General features: G+C 71.7%; 16 protein-coding genes. 9 read left to right on the forward strand and 7 right to left on the reverse strand.

Features of this window, described 5'->3' with window-relative positions; translation table 11 throughout:
• Window positions 1–35: 35 nt before the first annotated feature.
• Window positions 36–1,067, reverse strand: a complete 1,032-nt coding sequence (locus F6W97_RS18325; protein ID WP_155371575.1) for an extracellular catalytic domain type 2 short-chain-length polyhydroxyalkanoate depolymerase — start codon at window positions 1,065–1,067, stop codon at window positions 36–38.
• Between the two features lie 406 nt (window positions 1,068–1,473).
• Between F6W97_RS18325 and F6W97_RS18330 the strand changes: the two genes are divergently transcribed.
• Window positions 1,474–3,744, forward strand: coding sequence for a glycosyl hydrolase family 18 protein (locus F6W97_RS18330; RefSeq protein WP_155371576.1), 2,271 nt, complete (start codon window positions 1,474–1,476; stop codon window positions 3,742–3,744).
• A 115-nt stretch (window positions 3,745–3,859) separates the two neighbouring features.
• On the opposite strand, the gene F6W97_RS18335 is transcribed toward F6W97_RS18330, so the two are convergent.
• From F6W97_RS18335 to F6W97_RS18345, 3 genes are read right to left on the reverse strand one after another with little or no spacing between them, the layout of a single operon-like run.
• Window positions 3,860–4,675 (reverse strand): SDR family NAD(P)-dependent oxidoreductase, encoded by an 816-nt coding sequence (locus tag F6W97_RS18335; protein WP_155371577.1) that lies wholly within the window; start codon window positions 4,673–4,675, stop codon window positions 3,860–3,862.
• 34 nt (window positions 4,676–4,709) lie between these two features.
• On the reverse strand, window positions 4,710–6,050 hold the full coding sequence (locus F6W97_RS18340; RefSeq protein ID WP_155371578.1) for a flavin-containing monooxygenase: 1,341 nt from the start codon (window positions 6,048–6,050) through the stop codon (window positions 4,710–4,712).
• Between the two features lie 58 nt (window positions 6,051–6,108).
• Window positions 6,109–6,753 carry a TetR/AcrR family transcriptional regulator gene (locus F6W97_RS18345; RefSeq protein ID WP_155371579.1) on the reverse strand — a complete coding sequence of 215 codons (645 nt, stop codon included), beginning with the start codon at window positions 6,751–6,753 and terminating at the stop codon, window positions 6,109–6,111.
• Window positions 6,754–6,819: 66 nt separating this feature from the next.
• Here F6W97_RS18345 and F6W97_RS18350 point away from each other — a divergent pair, with 66 nt between their 5' ends.
• Genes F6W97_RS18350 through F6W97_RS18365 form a run of 4 tightly spaced genes read left to right on the forward strand, consistent with a single transcriptional unit; the run spans window position 6,820 to window position 10,371 of the window.
• Window positions 6,820–8,151 carry an MFS transporter gene (locus F6W97_RS18350; RefSeq protein ID WP_155371580.1) on the forward strand — a complete coding sequence of 444 codons (1,332 nt, stop codon included), beginning with the start codon at window positions 6,820–6,822 and terminating at the stop codon, window positions 8,149–8,151.
• A gap of 60 nt (window positions 8,152–8,211) precedes the next feature.
• Complete coding sequence (locus F6W97_RS18355) at window positions 8,212–8,952, forward strand: SGNH/GDSL hydrolase family protein (RefSeq protein WP_155371581.1); 741 nt, start codon at window positions 8,212–8,214, stop codon at window positions 8,950–8,952.
• Between the two features lie 37 nt (window positions 8,953–8,989).
• Window positions 8,990–9,382 carry an MmcQ/YjbR family DNA-binding protein gene (locus F6W97_RS18360; RefSeq protein WP_155371582.1) on the forward strand — a complete coding sequence of 131 codons (393 nt, stop codon included), beginning with the start codon at window positions 8,990–8,992 and terminating at the stop codon, window positions 9,380–9,382.
• Window positions 9,383–9,387: 5 nt separating this feature from the next.
• Entirely contained in the window at window positions 9,388–10,371 is a 984-nt protein-coding gene (locus tag F6W97_RS18365) for a WGR domain-containing protein (RefSeq protein ID WP_155371583.1), read from the forward strand.
• A 6-nt stretch (window positions 10,372–10,377) separates the two neighbouring features.
• Here the strand turns inward: F6W97_RS18365 and F6W97_RS18370 are convergent, their stop codons facing one another.
• The gene (locus F6W97_RS18370; protein ID WP_196279215.1) at window positions 10,378–10,710 is read right to left on the reverse strand and encodes a DUF952 domain-containing protein; all 333 of its coding nucleotides are present in this window, start codon (window positions 10,708–10,710) and stop codon (window positions 10,378–10,380) included.
• A gap of 74 nt (window positions 10,711–10,784) precedes the next feature.
• Between F6W97_RS18370 and F6W97_RS18375 the strand changes: the two genes are divergently transcribed.
• A complete protein-coding gene (locus F6W97_RS18375) occupies window positions 10,785–11,336 on the forward strand; it encodes a GNAT family N-acetyltransferase (RefSeq protein WP_155371584.1) in 552 nt (183 codons plus the stop codon).
• 301 nt (window positions 11,337–11,637) lie between these two features.
• On the forward strand, window positions 11,638–12,087 hold the full coding sequence (locus F6W97_RS18380) for a ferredoxin reductase domain-containing protein (protein ID WP_155371585.1): 450 nt from the start codon (window positions 11,638–11,640) through the stop codon (window positions 12,085–12,087).
• Between the two features lie 73 nt (window positions 12,088–12,160).
• Here F6W97_RS18380 and F6W97_RS18385 read toward each other — a convergent pair whose 3' ends face one another.
• The gene (locus tag F6W97_RS18385; RefSeq protein WP_155371586.1) at window positions 12,161–12,706 is read right to left on the reverse strand and encodes an EF-hand domain-containing protein; all 546 of its coding nucleotides are present in this window, start codon (window positions 12,704–12,706) and stop codon (window positions 12,161–12,163) included.
• A gap of 180 nt (window positions 12,707–12,886) precedes the next feature.
• On the opposite strand from F6W97_RS18385, the gene F6W97_RS18390 reads away from it, so the two are divergent.
• Window positions 12,887–13,555 carry a hypothetical protein gene (locus tag F6W97_RS18390; protein WP_155371587.1) on the forward strand — a complete coding sequence of 223 codons (669 nt, stop codon included), beginning with the start codon at window positions 12,887–12,889 and terminating at the stop codon, window positions 13,553–13,555.
• 21 nt (window positions 13,556–13,576) lie between these two features.
• Here F6W97_RS18390 and F6W97_RS18395 read toward each other — a convergent pair whose 3' ends face one another.
• Complete coding sequence (locus tag F6W97_RS18395; protein WP_155371588.1) at window positions 13,577–14,569, reverse strand: aldo/keto reductase; 993 nt, start codon at window positions 14,567–14,569, stop codon at window positions 13,577–13,579.
• Window positions 14,570–14,889: 320 nt separating this feature from the next.
• On the opposite strand from F6W97_RS18395, the gene F6W97_RS18400 reads away from it, so the two are divergent.
• The gene (locus tag F6W97_RS18400) at window positions 14,890–16,788 is read left to right on the forward strand and encodes an adenylyl cyclase (RefSeq protein WP_230686785.1); all 1,899 of its coding nucleotides are present in this window, start codon (window positions 14,890–14,892) and stop codon (window positions 16,786–16,788) included.
• The last annotated feature ends 176 nt before the right edge of the window (window positions 16,789–16,964 follow it).

Raw genomic sequence — 16,964 nt, forward strand, 5'->3', positions numbered from 1 at the left:
AGAGCTGCGCGAGGCGTGGGGGGTGGGGGCGGCGGTCAGCCGTCGAGGCGGCGGATCATATTCATGATGGTTTCCAGTTGCAGGCCGCCTTTGATGGGGTAGTTGGTGTAGCCGAGGTAGCCCCACCAGTCCCAGCAGCCGTACGGGTTGACGCCGGAGGCGGTGGCCTGGGGGTACAGGATGACGGTCTTGTTGGTGTCGGCGTACTGGTTCAGGTTGGCGCGGTCGACGAACGCCGTGCCGACCGCGTCGTAGCCCTGCGAGCAGCCGTGCAGGGCCACCAGCAGGCGGCAGCTCTGACCGGCCGCGCAACTGCTCGGCACGTACGCGAAGCCGCTGCCGCCCATGCTCAGCCCGGCCGCGAAGCCGTTGACCGCGAACGTGTTCTGGTCGAAGCGGATCAGCGAGCCGGTGAGCGGGCCGGTGTTGCGGGCGCTCACCGAGCCGTAGAGCTTGGCGAACATGGCGTTCTGCGGGTCGGTGCCGCAGTCGTTGAGAAACGGCGACGCGGTGGCGGTGCAGCCGCCCGTGCCGTACGGCGTGACCCAGGCGTGCCCGGCGGAGCCGGTCGAGTTGTACTGCACACTCGCGCCGAAGTGCTGGTAGTAGCCGACCAGGTCGTCGGTGACCGACTTCTTCACCGTGCTGTCGTTGTTGCCGTGGAAGACGTACACCGGGTCGCCGGACAGCTGCGACGGCGGGTCGATCCAGCCGTAGCCCGACCACAGCGAGGTGTACGACTCCAGGCTGCCCAGCTGCGTCGACCAGAGGTTGTCGCCGCACGCGTAGAGCGCCCGGCTCGCGTTGTACTGCGCGCAGTAGTAAGGCCCGGCGGCGAACACGGCCGCGCCCTTGATCCGGCCGGAGTAGGCCACGTGCAGCTGGGTGGCCATGTATCCGCCGGAGGAGACGCCGGCGACGTACACGCCGGAGATGTTGTAGGTCTTCAGGGTGCCGGCGACGGGCGGCACCGTGTAGGGCGTCGCGGCGGCGGCAGGTGCGGCGGATCCGAGAACGACCAGCAGCGCGGCGATGGCCGCGAAGCAGGCTCGGGCACGTCGTGACATGGCCGACTCCTTCCGGTGACAGGGGTGGCGTCACCGTAGGCGCGGGTCAAGCCCGTCTCCAGCCGCGCCGCGCACACACTTCGATGGATCGACATGGCGTGCACCGCCACGTCCGAGCGGTGGAGCCAATTCGGTGGCCCGCGCCCGATGCGGGCGGGCATCCTGTGGCCCATGGGAATGCTCGACAGTGTCGCCACCCGGGTCGCCGCGGGCGCGACCGTGCGGTTCCGGTGCACCGAGGTCGAGGGAACGGGGCGGCCGCGGCTGGACAGCAAACTCAGGTAGCCGTCGTGCTGTGAAAGCGAGGGCCGGCTACCCAAACCCATCGAGAAATGCAAATCTGGCATTGACCGCGCGGGACGCGCAGGCCCAGTATTAGGAAAGTTTCCTAATAACAGGAGGGCACATGCGCAAGATCCGCTCTCTTGCCGCGATCCTCGCCGTGACCGTGACCACCGCCCTGGCGCTGCCCGGCGCCGCGGTGGCCGCGGCCGGGCTCACCGCCACGTTCTCCAGCACCAACAACGGTTCGTGGTTCATGGACAAGTTCGTCGTCGCGAACCCCACCGGCGCGGCGATCACCGGCTGGACCCTGGAGTTCGACCTGCCGGCCGGGGTCACCATGAGCAACTTCTACAACGGCACGGCCAGCCAGGCCGGTAGCCATGTCACCGTCGTCAACGCCCATTACAACGGCACGGTCGCAGCCGGGGCGAGCACCGAGCCCTACAGCCCCTGGTTCATCGCGTACGGCTCCGGCGCGGCCCCGCTGAACTGCCGGATCAACGGCAACAAGTGCGACGGCAGCGCCGACCGCGTCCCGGGCACGCCCACCGGCGTGACCGTCACCGGCCGCACCACCCGCACCGTCTCGCTGGCCTGGACCGCGGCCGCGGTGACGGACTTCCCGATCGTCGGCTACGACGTGCTGTCCGGCAGCACGGTCGTGGCCACGAGCACCACCGCCGGCGCGGTCGTCACGGGGCTGACCCCGAACACCGGGTACACGTTCACCGTCCGGGCCCGCGACACCCGCGGCAACCTGTCGGCGGTCAGCGCGCCGGTCAGCGCCACGACGCTGAACCCGGCCAACGACACCACCCCGCCGACCGCGCCCGGCAACCTGCGCTCGACCGCGAAGTCGGCCACCTCGGTCACCCTCGCCTGGAACGCGGCGACCGACGCCAACGGCATCGCCGGCTACGACGTGTACACCGGCACGACCCTGCGGGCCAGCGTCACCGGCCTGTCCGCGGTGGTCGGCGGGCTGTCGCCGATGACGGCCTACACCTTCACGGTCAAGGCCCGCGACACCTACGACAACGCCTCGGCCGCATCCGGCGCCGTCGCCGTGACCACGGACGACGTCGTCGGCGCGGGCAGCTACGCGAAGGTCGGCTACTTCGTGCAGTGGGGCATCTACGGCCGCCAGTACTTCGTCCGCAACCTGGACACCAGCGGCGCGGCGGCCAAGCTGACCCACCTCAACTACGCCTTCGCCAACATCGACCCGGTCAACCTGACCTGCCTGCAGGGCGTCACCCGGGGCACCACCACCAACCCGCAGGACCCTGACCAGGGTACGGGCGCCGGTGACGCGGACGCCGACTACGGCCGCCCGATGGCCGCGTCGCAGTCCGTCGACGGGGTCGCCGACACCGGCTGGGAGCCGCTGCGCGGCAACTTCAACCAGCTGCGCAAGCTCAAGGCCAAGCACACGAACCTGAAGGTGCTCATCTCCCTGGGCGGCTGGACCTACTCGAAGTACTTCTCCGACGTCGCGGCCACACCCGCGTCGCGGGAGAAGTTCGTACGGTCCTGCATCGACATCTACATCAAGGGCAACCTGCCCACCTACAACGGGGCGGGCGGGCCGGGCAGCGCCGCGAACATCTTCGACGGCATCGACCTCGACTGGGAGTGGCCGGGTTCGGAAGGCCACCCGGGCAACCACGTCAGCCCTGCGGACAAGGCCAACAACACGGCGCTGACCGCCGAGTTCCGCCGCCAGCTCGACGCGCTCACGGCGACCACCGGCAAGCGCTACCTGATCACGGCGTTCACCCCGGCCGACCCGGCGAAGATCGCGGCCGGCTGGGACATCGGGCCGAACGGCGTGTTCAACTACATGGACTTCGCCAACGTGCAGGGCTACGACTTCCACGGCTCGGGCTCGGACAACTCGTGGGAGCCGAACCGCACCGGGCACCAGGCCAACCTGTACAGCGATGCCCAGGACCCGTACCCGTTCGAGTTCAGCGTGAACAAGGCGATCCAGACCTATCTGGACGCCGGGGTCAGCCCGCGGCGGCTCACCATCGGGGTCGCGTTCTACGGGCGCGGCTGGCAGGGCGTGGCCGCGGGCGGCGTCAACGGCGAGTGGCAGACCTCGACCGGCGCGGCCCCGGGCCAGTTCGCCGAGGAGGCCGGGACCAGGGGGTACGCCAACCTGCTGGCGGGTGTGCCGGGCTGCACGGTGTACCACGACGTGCAGTCGGTCTCCAGTTACTGCTACACCGGCGCGGGCGGGCAGTGGTGGAGCTTCGACGACGCCTGGTCGATCGGCCAGAAGACCGCCTGGATCAAGCAGAAGAACCTGCTCGGCGGCATGATCTGGGAGATGTCCGGAGACACCGCCACCGGCACCCTGATGACCGCCCTCCACGCGGGGCTCTGACCCGCCTCCGGCGGCCGTCTCCCGTGGGCCGCAACTCTTACGGAGTTGCGGCCCACGGGCTTGCCGGAAGGCGCGACTTTCTAAGAGTTGCGGTGAGGGAGACGGCCGGGGCGGGTCAGCGGCCGGCGCGGCGGCGCATGCCGGCGGCGAGGGGGGCCTGGTCGAGGTCGCCGGCGGCGAGGCGGGCGGTGATGGTGCGGCGCACGATCGCGGCCGCGAGCGAGGGCAGGTGGCGGGCCAGGAACAGCTCGACGCGGCCGCGGCCGGTGGTCGCGACGTCGCGCGGGGCCTTGCGGGCGGTGGCCGCGCCGAGGATCGCGGCGACGACGCCCTCGGCGGGCTCGTACCGGGAGACGCCCTGCAGGGACAGGCCGGCCTCGGCGGAGGCGTCGTGGATCGGGGACGCGACCATGCTCGGGTACACGACGCTGACGCCGATGTGCGAGCCCACTTCCAGGCGCAGCGCGTCGGCGTATGCGACCAGGGCGCGCTTGCTGACGCCGTACGCGGCGGCCAGCGGCAGCGGCAGCAGGGCCATCCGGCTGGACACGAACACGATGCGCCCCCGGCTGCGCTCCAGCGCGGGCACGGCCGCGGCGGTGGTGTGCCAGGCGGCGATCAGGTTGACCTCGAGCTGGCGGCGGGCCGCGTCGCCGGGCGGCAGCTCGGCGGGGGCTGGGCCGCCGACCCCGGCGTTGTTGATCAGCAGGTCGAGCCCGCCGAGGGTGTCCACGGCCTGCGCGACCGCGCCGGGCACCGCGCCGCCGTCGGTCAGGTCGCAGGCGATGACGGGGGTCGCGCCGACGGTGTCCGCGCGCAGGTCGAGGCCGACGACGCGGGCTCCGGCCAGTTCCAGCCGCGCGCACAGCAGGCGGCCGAAGGTGCCGTTCGCGCCGGTGACGATGACACGCTTGCCGTCGAGGGTCCTCATCGGTCGTTCTCCCTGCTGTCGCCGCCGACGGGGCTCATCGGGCGGTGGCCTTGCCGGTCCAGGTGACGCCCTGGCCGCGGCGGGCGCGGGCCGCGCCGTCGGTCAGCTCCTTCGCGGCGAGCGCGAGGTAGGCGTCGAAGTCGATGCGCATGGCGGGGCGGCGCTCGGCCCATCGGTCGCGGGCGGCGCGGTGTTCGGCGGCGATGTCGGCGGCCTGCCCGGCGGCGTCGGGCAGCGCGTACTGCCCGGCCAGGTGGGCTGCGACCAGCCGGGCCTGGGCCTCGACGACGGGCAGCGCGGAGCCGGTGGACTGCATCAGGCCGACGAACATCAGCCCGGGGGCCTGCTGGTGGAACACGTGCCGGAACAGCGGCAGCCGGTCCGCGCCGTCGCCGAGCAGCGCCGGGTCGAGGAACGGCAGGTCGATGTCGTAGCCGGTGCACCAGACGACCAGGTCGATCTCGTCGGCCGTGCCGTCGGCGAAGTGGACCCGGTCGCCGTCGAAGCGGGCGATCGCGGGCCGGACGGCGATCTCGCCGTGGGTGATGCGCGACAGCAGCGAGTCCGACAGGGTCGGGTGGTCCTGCAGGAAGCCGTGCTCCGGGGCGGGCAGGCCGTAGGCGGCGGGCTTGCCGACGGCGAAGCGCAGCATGGTCTGGCTGATGCGCTGGCGCAGCCGCCACGGCAGGCGCTTGGCCAGGGCCCCGTTGAGGGTGTCGGACGGCCTGCCGAGCAGGTGCTTGGGCACGATCCAGACGCCGCGGCGCAGCGACAGCACGGTGCGCGGGGCGACGTACGAGGCGTCGACGGCGATGTCCATGGCCGAGTTGCCGCCGCCGACGACCAGCACCCGCCGCCCGGCGAGCTGCTCCGGGCCGCGGTAGTCGTGGCTGTGCAGCTGCTCCACGCCCAACTCGCCGGGGTAGGCGGGGGAGGGCAGTCTGGGGCGGCTGTTGTGCCCGTTGGCGACCACGACGGCCTCGACGTGCACGGTGGTCGTGCCGTCGGGGCCGAGCGCGGTGACCCGCCAGCCGTCGCCGTCTCGGACCACCTCGGTGACCGTGTGCCGCAGTCGCACGGACTCCAGCAGGCCGAAGCGCTGGGCGTAGTCGTGCAGGTAGCCGGCGATGCGGCCGTGGTCGGGGTAGTCGGGCCAGTCGGCGGGCATGGGCAGGTCGGCGAACTCGGTGCGGGTCCGCGAGGTGTTCAGGTGCAGCGTGCGGTACGCCGAGGAGTGCGGGGCTCCGTACACCCACAGGCCGCCGACCTGCGCCGCGGCGTCGAAGGCCACGGCGGGCACGCCGCGGTCGGCCAGTGCCTTGAGCGTGGCCAGCCCGGCGGGGCCGGCGCCGATCACGGCGACACGTGGCGTCATGCGTACCCTCCCCAAAATCCAACGTCTGATGGATATTGCGTCGGGAGGGGTCCCCGCGTCAAGCGGGCGGCGGGTACATCCGGTCCAGCCAGCGGTGCGCGAAGGCGCGGAACTCGCGGCGCTGGCGGGCTCCGTTCGCGCCGGACAGCAGGCCGACCACGTGCGCGTGCACGGACCAGACCAGGCTGCGTACGGCCAGGTGCGGTTGCGGCTCGCTGAGCACGCCGGCCGCGTCGGCCTCGGCCAGCACCTGCTCGACGGCGCGGTACAGCGGCTCGCTGTAGCGCTGATCCAGCTCGGCGTGCCGGTCCGGCTCCAGCCAGCGGCGCAGCCACAGTCCGGTGACCTCGGGACGGTCCTCGAGGAAGTCGATGAACACGTCGACCAGCTCGTGCAGCGCGGCCATCGCCGGGCCGGGTCCTGCCGCGAGTCCTTCCCGGGCGGTGGCGACGGCCCTGGTCAGCGCCTCGCTCTCGGCTGCGAACACCCGCGCGAAGCAGCACTCGTACAGCGCGGCCTTGGTGCCCATGTGGTGGTGCACGGTGGCGACGTCCACCCCGCAGGCCGCCGCGACCTCGCGCATGCCGACCGCGTCGAAGCCGCGCCGCGCGAACAGCCCCGCCGCCGCCTCGATGATCACGTCGGGGGTGGCGCGCTGGTCCGCGCGCCGGGGGCGGCCCGGTCCCCGTCGGGGTGTAGTCATGCGCTCCATCGTGCCCTACTATCCAGCAAACGTTGGATTACACCCGCGAACGGGCGAGGAGAAGGTATGGACGAGGCAGCGCGGCTGCCCCGCGGCGGCATGCTGGCCTTCGCGAGCGGGTCTCTGGGCATGGGCACCTGGGTCACCGTACCCGGCCTGCTGCTGCTCTACTTCCTCACCGACGTGCTCGCCGTCGCGCCGCTGGCCGCCGGATTCGTGCTGCTACTGCCCAAGATCGCCGACGTGCTGCTGCACCCGTGGGTCGGCCACCTCTCCGACGCCGACCTGGCCCGCCGCGGCCACCGCCGCATCCTGATGATGCTCGGCTGCGGCCTGCCGCTGGCCTTCGCCGCCCTGTTCCTGGTGCCCGGCAGCCTGATCGGCAACTCCGCCGCCGCCTGGGTCGCCGTCGCCTTCATCGCGGGGAACCTGCTGTTCGCCGCGTACCAGGTGCCCTACCTGTCCACGCCCGCCGACCTGTCCATCGGCTACCACGAGCGCACCCGCCTGATGGGCTTCCGGATGGTGGTGCTCACCGTCGGCATCCTGCTCAGCGGCGTGCTCGCGCCGATGATCGCGGGCAAGGAGGACCCGACCCGGTCCGGATACGCCCTGATGGGCCTGGTGCTTGGCGCGTCGATGCTGGTCACCATGCTGATCGGCATCGGCGGCGTGCGGCGGCTGACCGCGGCGGCCCCGAGCCCGGTGAACCTCGGCGGCCACGGCAAGGCAGGTCTGCGCACGCTGCTGGCCGCCCTGCGCGACCCGCAGTTCCGCTGGCTCGTCGGCTCCTACCTGGCCATGTCCACCACCAGCCACCTGGTGCTGGCCGCCGTGCCCTACTACGCCGAGTACGAACTCGGCCGCCCCGGCCTGACCACCGTGCTCGTCGCGGCGTTCGTCGCCCCGGCGCTGATCGCCACCCCGGTCTGGGTCGTCGTCGCCCGCCGTATCGGCAAGCAGCCCGGCCTGCTCATCGCCCAGGGCGCGTTCGTGGCCGGCTCGGTCGTGCTCGCCTTCGGCAGCGCCGCGGGCCTGCCCGTGCTCATCGGCGCGGTCGCGGTGCTCGGCGTCGCGTTCGCCGCGATGCAGCTGCTGCCGTTCTCGATGATGCCCGACGTGATCCGCGCCGGCGGCGCCGACGGCACCACCCGCGCCGGGACCTACACCGGCGTGTGGACCGCGGCCGAGGCCACCGGCGGCGCGCTGGGCCCCTACGTGTACGCGGCCTGCCTGGCCATCGGCGGGTTCGCCGCCAGCAGCGCGGGCACCGAGGTCGTGCAGTCCGAGACCGCGCACACGATGATCCGCCTCGGCTTCGGCGTCGTCCCGGCGGTGCTGATGGTCGTCGCGATGCTGCTGCAGCGCCGCTACACCCTGGACCGCACCCTGCGCTGACACCCGCCTCGGGCGGCTGCGCCCGCGGAGCCGCACACGGGCCGGGCTAGCATCCCGATCATGGGTCAGATCGCCGTTCGCGCCAGCCGACCGCTCGCCTTCGCCGTCGCGCCGATCCTGCTCGCGCAGGGTGTCCGGGTACGCCGCCGGACGCCCGTGCTGCCGGAGGCCGCCGGGGAACGCCACGGCGTCGAGGGCGATCCGGGCACGGAGCCGCTCGCCGTGCTGGTGCTCGGCGAGTCGACCGCCGCCGGGGTCGGCGTCCCCAGCCAGGCCGACGGGCTGGGCCCTGCGATCGCGAGCGGCCTAGCCCGGCACAGTGGCCGTCCCGTGACCTGGCGGGTCACCGCGCACACCGGGTTCAGCGCCCGCAAGACGCTGGCCCGGCTGGTGCCGCAACTGCCGGAGGAGACCTACGACGTCGTCGTGGTGGTGCTCGGCGTCAACGACATGCTGGAGATGCGCTCGGCCCGAGCCTGGCAGAACGACATCACGGCGCTGCTCGCCGCGCTGCGGCCGTACCTGCGCGCCGGTGGTCGTATCGTGCTCGCGGGCGTGCCGGACGTCGCCGGGTTCCCGACGCTGCCCCAGCCGACCCGCACCCTGCTGGCATTGCACGCCCGGCACCTCGACCGCCGCCTCGCCCACGCGGCCGCGAGCACGCCGTCGGCGGTGCACGTGCCCAGCCCGCGCATCGACGAACCCGGCCTGTTCGCCGAGGACGGCTTCCACCCGGGCGCGGCCGGCTACCGGAGGTGGGCGGCCCACCTCGTGGACGCGCTGACCACGCCGCAGAGTTAGCCTGTGCGCATGGTGACGGCGGCGGGAAGGCGGATCGGTGGCTGACGCGGACGACGTACGCCGGCTGGCGCTCGCCCTGCCCGAGGTGACCGAGATCGACAGCGAGGGCTTCGACTTCCGGGTCGCGAACAAGGGGTTCGTCTGGTCCTACCCCGAGCGCCGGCCGGGCAGGCCGCGGGTCATCCGCACCGACATCGCGGTGCTGTACGTCGGTGACGAGTCGGAGAAGCAGGCCCTGCTGCTCGGCGAGCCCGAACTGTTCTTCACCACGCCCGGTTACGACGGGTTCCCGCTGGTGATGCTGCGGCTGCCCCGGGTGGACGTCGACCGGCTCACCGAACTGGTCACCGACGCGTGGCGCATGCGTGCCCCGGACGACCTGGCCGCGCTGCTCGACGAGACCGGCTCCTCGCGCCCGGGTCCGGGCTGACGCCGATGGCAGACTGGCGGCGTTTCGAACGCGGCGAAGGCGACGAGCGTGAGTTCTGGCAGATCCGGCAAGAGGGCATCCGTTGCTTCCTCAGCTGGGGCCGCGAGGGCGGACGGCCCACCGGGTCGACGACCGTGGCCCTGGACGAGCAGCATGCGCGGACGCACACCGAGAAGAAGATCAGAGAGCGGCTGCGCAAGGGTTTCGTGGAGGTCCCCGGCCCGCCCGCACCTGCCGGTGACCCGGACGCGCTCGTCGTGGACACCATCGCCGACGCGCAGACCAAGCCCGCCTTCGGGCTGGCCCGGCCGCAGTACCTGCCGGTGGACGGCTTCGCGGACGTCGTCTGCCACGCGAATGTCTGGCCCGACGCGCCCCACGGGAGCTTCCACCACTACCTGGTCCTGAGTGACGGCGGCCGTCGCGCGGTCGGTTTCAACGTCCGCGAGTCGTCGCATTGCGCGGACCTGGTCGCGGCGTTCCTGGAGACCATCGTGACCAGGCGTGACCTGGCTTTCGACGGACGGTCGCACCACAAGATCGCGCTGGCCCGCCCGGTCGGACCGTTCAGCCACGCGCTGGTGTGCTCACCGGCGCTGGGCGGGGCCGCGGCCGCGTACCCGGCGATCAGGTACCGGGTCGCCACCGCGTTCCCGATCCACGACTGCGAGATCGGCGACGCCGACACGGAGGGCTTCGTCGACGCGCGCATCCGCGGGCACGGTGCGTTGCCGTACTCCGATTGGGCGCGCGAGCCCCGTCCCGTCGTCGACCTGCGCTTCGACGTCCAGGGGCCGCGTGCCGTCCGCGACCGCACCTTCAAGGTGTACCCGCGCTTCCGGCTGGACGATCTCCTGCGCGACCTCGCCGATGCCGCGCCCGGGAGCTGGCTGGAGCTGCGGGGCTTCCGCGGCGCGGTTCGGCGCCTGACCCCGACGGACCTTCCCGGTGCCGGCGCCCTCGACCGTTTCCTGTTCGAGGGCGTCTGACGGGCCCTACCGCGGCAAGGCTTCGTCGACGGCCGCCGCTCCGGCGACGCGGTGCACGGCCACCACGGCGCTGCGTGGCAGCGGCCCGTACACGTGCGGGAACAAGCCCCGGTCGCGGGACTCCTCCCAGCGCAGCGAATCGTCGACCGCCTGCGCGTCGACCGCCACCACGACGAGCTCCGGCTCGTTGCCGAACACCCGCGACGCGGTGGCGGCGACCTGTTCGCGGGAGGACAGGTGGATGAACCCGGACTCGTGGTCGAACGGCGAGCCGTCGAACCGCCCGGCCCGTTCGAACGCCGCCCACTCCGACGGCAGCAGGATCTTGTAGATCAGCACCGCACCACCATGCCAGACGAGGCGGCACAGGTCGCCGTAGCATGGGCGGCGGCCTTCATCGGGGGAGCGGTCGGATGGGATCAGTGACTTTGCGGGCGGCGTCGGCCGCTGACGCGCAGGCTGTCGCGACACTGCACGCCGACAGCTGGCGCCGCCACTACCGGGGCGCGTTCGCCGACGCGTTCCTCGACGGTGATGTCGTGGCAGACCGGCTGGCGGTCTGGGCGGGACGCCTGGGTTCGCCGAAGCCGGACCAGGTCACCATCGTGGCCGACGTCGACGGTGAGCCCGTCGGGTTCGTGCACGTCGTGCTCGACGACGACGCCCGCTGGGGGTCGTTCATCGACAACCTGCACGTCACGGATGCCCTGCGGCGCGGTGGGATCGGCTCGGCCCTGATCACGCGCGCGGCGCAGACCGTGGCCGGGCACGGCACGACCGGCGCGCTGTACCTGTGGGTCCTGGAGCAGAACACCGCCGCGCAGGCGTTCTACGTCGGGCACGGCGCCAGCCCGGTCGAGAGGGCGTACGCGGGCGAACCGGGCGGTGTGCCCGGACGGCTGAACGGCAGCCCCGCGAAGCTGCGCATGTCCTGGGCGCACGCGCGCGACCTGCGCAAACGGTGAGCCTCAGTGGTGCTGCGGGATTCGCGGGGCGGCACGTGACCCCGGCCGCTCCTACGATTGGCGCTCATGGAGCACGAGCCGCTGTACGGCGGCAACCGCACCGGCCCGCGCCGGGGCGACCGTGGTGGGGCCGCCGACGGCTGACGGATGCGATCAAACGGAACGTTCGCGTCCGTGCGCGACGGTCCGTTATCACCGGTCGGGATCGGGCGGCACCGCAGGGGCCTGGTGGTGCTGTCGGTGGGCGAGGGCATGATGCCGCGGGGACGCGGCCGGCGCGTTCGCGGCACTGGGAGGCAACATGAGCGGGTCCGCCGGGACCGCGGCGCACACGTCCGCGTACGAAGAGCTTCAGGAGTTCCTGCTACGCCCGGAGGACGACGCCTACCCCGTGCACGAGGTGCGCGAATGCGTGTGCAAGGCGTGCGGTGGGCGGGCGTTCTCGGTCACCGTCATGGCCGAGGAGGAGGGTTCGGTACGCCGCACCTGCCTGGCCTGCGGCGTGCACGGGTTCATCGCCGACAGCGAGGACTTCTGGGACGACGAGGGCGAGGTCGAGGTCTGCGGCTGCACGTGCGGGCACGAGGAGTTCACCGCGGCGGTCGGCTTCTCCCTGTACGAGGACGACGAGACGGACGACGTCCGCTGGATCTACGTCGCACTGCGCTGCCAGGCCTGTGCCGAGATCGGCGTCTACGACGACTGGAAGGTCGGCTACGGCCCGTCCGGGATGCTCCTCGACCAGGTCTGACCTGCCGGAACCCTGAAACACGAGGGCCTGCCGCGGCATCGGTGCGTCGATGCCGCGGCAGGCGTGCTTCGGGTCAGACCCGGCCGAAGAACCAGTTGCCCGGGGCGGTCTCGTCGGCGCCGATGTAGAACTGGCGTACGCCGAGCATGAGCTCCTCGATGGTGAGGTAGCCGTCCTCGTCGGCGTCGAGTTTGTCGAATGCCAGGTTGATCTCGCCGACCGGCGTGCCGAAGGCCCGCTGCATGGTGGCGAACTCGTCCCGGCTGACCCGCCCGTCGTCGTCGGTGTCGGCCAGGTGCAGCACGGCCAGCGCGCCGGGACGGAAGCTGCGGTCGAAGGCGTCGCCGTGCACGAACGCCTCGGTGAATCCCTGACGCCACTCCTGCGGGCTGAGCTTCTGGTCGTGGTCGACGTCGAGGGCCTTGGCCAGCTCCTGCCAGAAGGTGGCGAAGTCCTCGGCGATCCGCTGCGCCTTCGGCGCGTCGTGCGCGGTGCCGAATTCCGCCAGCAGGCGTACCCCGAGATTGTTGAGGTCCTGCTGCTCGACGTAGCCGCTGCGGTCGGCGTCGAGGTGGCCGAAGGCCTTGTCCAATTTGCGGAGCTGCATCTCAGTAGCCATACCCGAAATCTATGGGGTATCCCTGCATAAAGTCGATATCGGGCATACACACTTCATTCGGAAGTGTGGCGGTGCTTGACCAGCTCGACGTGCAGAAAGTCGATTGCCGCGGGCGGCCCGCGCCACCGATGATCCCTGCCGTGCGAAGTCGAGCGGAGCAGGGTGGACGGTGGTGACGACGTGGTGACACGCCTGGCCGGGCGTGCGTGGCCGGTGCTGGTGAGCACGGTCCGGCTCGGGGATCACCGCTATCGGGTCGTCCGCCCCGCCCGGCCGCCGGTGTTCGCCGCTCTTCGCGAGGGCCGCCTCGGCGCGCAGTTCTGCGTGGACAAGCATTCGGCGGCGATGTTCGCGCTGGCCTGGGGACTGGCCGCCCGGTCCCCGCACACCATCGTCCACCTGCCGTTGCGGGCGTCGGCCGCAGTTGATCCCTGCAGCTGGTGGGGCCGCCCGCTCGACCTGGTGCTGCTGCACCACAGCCTGGCGTTCCCGCCCTCGCGGTGGAAGGAGGTCCGCGCCCGGCTCGGCGCGGGCAGGCCGCACACCGTCACCCTGCCGGCCGGGACGTGGCCGAGCCGCCCGGTCGCCGACCATCGCCGGACCTGGCACCAGGAATACCGTGACCACCTGCTGTGGTCGATCGCCGCCGACACACTGGTGCTGACCGGCAGCCGGGAGGCCTACGAGCTGCGCGCCGAGCAGATCCGCGAGCTGGCCGAGGACTGCCCGGCGCACCGCGCGAAGACCCCGGACGCGCACTGCTGCGCCGAGATCCCGATGGGTGGCAGCCGCCGCTTCCCGCAGGTACACCGCCCCTACGCCGAACTGCACGCCCAGTACTGCCGTTGACCGCCGCCCGAGCCGACCGGTTCAGAGGCCCGTCATGCGTTCCATGTGCTCGGGGTAGCGGGCCCCGACCACCTCGATCTGCTGGACGGCCTGCTCGATCTCGGCGAGCTCGGCAGCGGTCAGCACGATGTCGGCGGCGCCGGTGTTCTCGGCGAGGCGCTCGGCCCGGCGGGTGCCGGGGATCGGCACGATCCAGGGCTGCTGCGCGAGCAGCCAGGCCAGCGCGATCTGCGCGGACGTCGCGCCCTTGCCTGCGGCGATCGTCGCGAGCAGGTCGACCAGGGCCTGGTTGGCCTCGCGGTTCTCCGCCGAGAAGCGTGGGATGCCGGCCCGGATGTCCGAGTCGGTGAACTCGGTGCTCTGGTCGATCGTCCCGGTGAGGAAACCCTTGCCGAGCGGGCTGAACGGCACGAACCCGATGCCCAGCTCGGCGAGCGTGGGCAGGATCTCGGCCTCCGGCCCGCGCGTCCACAGCGAGTACTCGCTCTGCAGCGCGGTGACCGGCTGCACGGCGTGCGCCCGGCGGATCGTCTGCGCACCCGCCTCGGACAGCCCGAAGTGCTTGACCTTGCCTGCGCGGATCAGCTCGCCGACAGCCCCGGCGACGTCCTCGATCGGCACGTCGGGGTTGACCCGGTGCTGGTAGAACAGGTCGATCGCGTCGACCCGCAGCCGCCGCAGCGACGCGTCGGCGACCTGCCTGATGTGCTCGGGCCGGCTGGACAGCCCGGTCTGGCGGCCGCTGTCGTCGAAGGCGAAGCCGAACTTGGTGGCGATGACGACCTCACCGCGGAACGGGGCCAGCGCCTCGCCGACCAGCTCCTCGTTGACGAACGGGCCGTACACCTCCGCGGTGTCGAAGAAGGTGACGCCGCGCGCCACGGCGGTCCGGATCAGGGCGATCATGTCCTGCCGGTCGCCGGGGTTGGGGCCGTAGCTCTGGCTCATCCCCATGCAGCCCAGGCCGATGGCCGAGACCTCCAGGCCGCTGCTGCCGAGCGTGCGCTTCTGCATCCGGCAACCGTAACCCGTCCGGCTCCGGCTCCGGCTCCGGCTCCGGCTCCGGCCGCTCGACAGCGCGCCGGGCCGGAGCGGACGAACCCGGGCATCGACGGCGAACCGTGGAACGGCGCGCTGTCGACCCCGATCCGGTCGATGCTGCATCGTCCACAACGGAGATTTCCAGAATGAGTCCGCTCGGCTACGCTCCGGGGGACAGGCACGGGAGAGCGCTCTCTCCGGCATTCGCATCTACATGTCGGGCCTACCTCGCAAAGGCGAGAGCGTTGTCACCCGTGCCGAACAGTCCCAGCAGAGAGGACCTGCACGCAATGATGAGCACGAGTCCCGGCAGTGCCACGGCGGCGCCGTCCCCGGGCCGCCACGGCGTACGCCGGAAGCTGACGCTCGGCCTGACGACGGCGCTCGCCGCGGTCGTCGTGGTCGCGGGCAGCACCGCACCGGCCGCCGCCGCGACCCCGCCGTCCCTCGGCGCGCCGAACTTCGGGGCGAACGTCACCGTCTTCGACCCGAGCATGCCGGTCAGCCAGATCCAGGCCACCCTGGACGCGACGCACACGGCACAGGTCGACAACGAGATGGGCGCCAACCGGTACGCGTTCCTGTTCAAGCCGGGCACCTACGGCACCGCTGAGCAGCCGCTCCAGATCAAGGTGGGCTACTACACCGAGATCGCGGGCCTGGGCGCGTCGCCGACCGACGTGGTGATCAACGGAAAGGTCGAGGTCTACAACCGCTGCCTGGCCGACGGCGGCACCAGCAACTGCCTCGCCCTGGTCAACTTCTGGCGCACCCTGTCCAACCTGACGATCAATGTCAACTCCGCCGGCCAGGACGGCTGCCGTGGCTCGGCGAACTTCTGGGGTGTGTCGCAGGCGGTCTCGATGCGCCGGCTCAACATCACCGGTGCGAACCTGTCCCTGATGGACTACTGCACGGCCGGACCGCAGTACGCCAGCGGCGGTTTCATCGCCGACTCGAAGCTGCCGTTCGTCGTCAGCGGCTCGCAGCAGCAGTGGCTGACCCGTAACAGCCAGGTCGACGGCTGGTCCAACGGCGTGTGGAACCAGGTGTTCACCGGTGTGGTCGGCGCGCCGACCGACGAGGCGTTCCCGAACCCGCCGTACACCACGCTGGACACCACCCCGGTCAGCCGGGAGAAGCCGTACCTGTTCCTGGACGCGCAGGGCAAGTACCAGGTGCGGGTGCCGTCGGCGAAGTTCGACAGCAGCGGCGTCTCGTGGGCGGACGGCCTGACCGCGGGCCGCACCGTGCCGCTGAGCGACTTCTACGTGGCCAAGCCGGGCGACTCCGTCACGAAGATCAACGTGGCGCTCGCGCTCGGTAAGAACCTGCTGCTCACCCCGGGTGTGTACGACATCGCCCGGAGCATCGAGGTCTGGCGCCCCGACACCGTGGTGCTGGGTCTGGGCCAGGCGACGCTGACCGCGGTCAACGGCTCGGTGCCGCTCGACGTCGCCGACGTGCCCGGCGTCATCATCGCCGGCGTCACGATCGACGCGGGTCTCAAGGAGTCCCCGGTGCTGCTGCGGGTCGGCCGCAAGCACAACTTCCTGCGCTGGTCGCAGGCGAGCAACCCGACCACGCTGTCCGACGTGTACTTCCGCGTCGGCGGCCCGCACGTCGGCAAGGCCGACATCGCGCTGGAGGTCAACAGCGACAACGTGCTCATCGACCACACCTGGGTGTGGCGCGGCGACCACGGCGTGGAGGGCTTCACCGACACCGAGCGGTGGAACACCAACACCGGTCGGTACGGGGCGGTCGTCAACGGTGACAACGTCAACGCCAACGGGCTGTTCGTCGAGCACTTCCAGAAGTACAACACCGTCTGGAACGGCGAGAACGGCCGCACCATCCTGTACCAGAACGAGCTGCCGTACGACCCGCCGACGCAGGCCGACTGGATGAACGGCGCGGTCGAGGGCTACGCCGGTTACAAGGTCGGGGACCACGTGCGCACGCACACCCTCTACGGCGGCGGCGTGTACGTGTTCAACCAGAACAACCCGTCCATCCACACCGAGAACGGCTTCGAGGTGCCGAACCGTCCCGGTGTGCAGCTGCACCACGTGATGACCGTCAACCTCAGCGCCGGCACCATCGACCACGTGGTCAACGGGCTCGGCGACCCGGCTGACACGACCCGCATCGGCTCGCCGGTGTACGTCACGCAGTACCCGGCCCCGTAACACGGGAGCCGTACGCCGCGGCCGGTCCGGGGTTCGTCCCGGGCCGGCCGCGGTCGTGTCTCCCGCGCCTGCCGGACCCGCTCTACGATCGGCTCCTCACCCTGCGCTGGTGAGCCTGCCGAACCGCACGCCGCCGATGCCGTAGCCGCCCGCTGTCCGGGCCGACCTCCACGGTG

This window comes from Catellatospora vulcania, from assembly GCF_009720385.1.
GTDB lineage: Bacteria > Actinomycetota > Actinomycetes > Mycobacteriales > Micromonosporaceae > Catellatospora > Catellatospora vulcania.

Bases quoted from the DNA above. Each gene is read 5' to 3' on its own strand.
- F6W97_RS18345 (WP_155371579.1), bottom strand. From the start codon at position 6,753: ATGACTACACCCCGACGGGGACCGGGCCGCCCCCGGCGCGCGGACCAG.
- F6W97_RS18340 (WP_155371578.1), bottom strand. From the start codon at position 6,050: ATGACGCCACGTGTCGCCGTGATCGGCGCCGGCCCCGCCGGGCTGGCC.
- F6W97_RS18335 (WP_155371577.1), bottom strand. From the start codon at position 4,675: ATGAGGACCCTCGACGGCAAGCGTGTCATCGTCACCGGCGCGAACGGC.
- F6W97_RS18350 (WP_155371580.1), top strand. From the start codon at position 6,820: ATGGACGAGGCAGCGCGGCTGCCCCGCGGCGGCATGCTGGCCTTCGCG.
- F6W97_RS18400 (WP_230686785.1), top strand. From the start codon at position 14,890: ATGAGCACGAGTCCCGGCAGTGCCACGGCGGCGCCGTCCCCGGGCCGC.
- F6W97_RS18325 (WP_155371575.1), bottom strand. From the start codon at position 1,067: ATGTCACGACGTGCCCGAGCCTGCTTCGCGGCCATCGCCGCGCTGCTG.
- F6W97_RS18380 (WP_155371585.1), top strand. From the start codon at position 11,638: ATGAGCGGGTCCGCCGGGACCGCGGCGCACACGTCCGCGTACGAAGAG.
- F6W97_RS18395 (WP_155371588.1), bottom strand. From the start codon at position 14,569: ATGCAGAAGCGCACGCTCGGCAGCAGCGGCCTGGAGGTCTCGGCCATC.
- F6W97_RS18355 (WP_155371581.1), top strand. From the start codon at position 8,212: ATGGGTCAGATCGCCGTTCGCGCCAGCCGACCGCTCGCCTTCGCCGTC.
- F6W97_RS18385 (WP_155371586.1), bottom strand. From the start codon at position 12,706: ATGGCTACTGAGATGCAGCTCCGCAAATTGGACAAGGCCTTCGGCCAC.
- F6W97_RS18375 (WP_155371584.1), top strand. From the start codon at position 10,785: ATGGGATCAGTGACTTTGCGGGCGGCGTCGGCCGCTGACGCGCAGGCT.
- F6W97_RS18330 (WP_155371576.1), top strand. From the start codon at position 1,474: ATGCGCAAGATCCGCTCTCTTGCCGCGATCCTCGCCGTGACCGTGACC.
- F6W97_RS18365 (WP_155371583.1), top strand. From the start codon at position 9,388: ATGGCAGACTGGCGGCGTTTCGAACGCGGCGAAGGCGACGAGCGTGAG.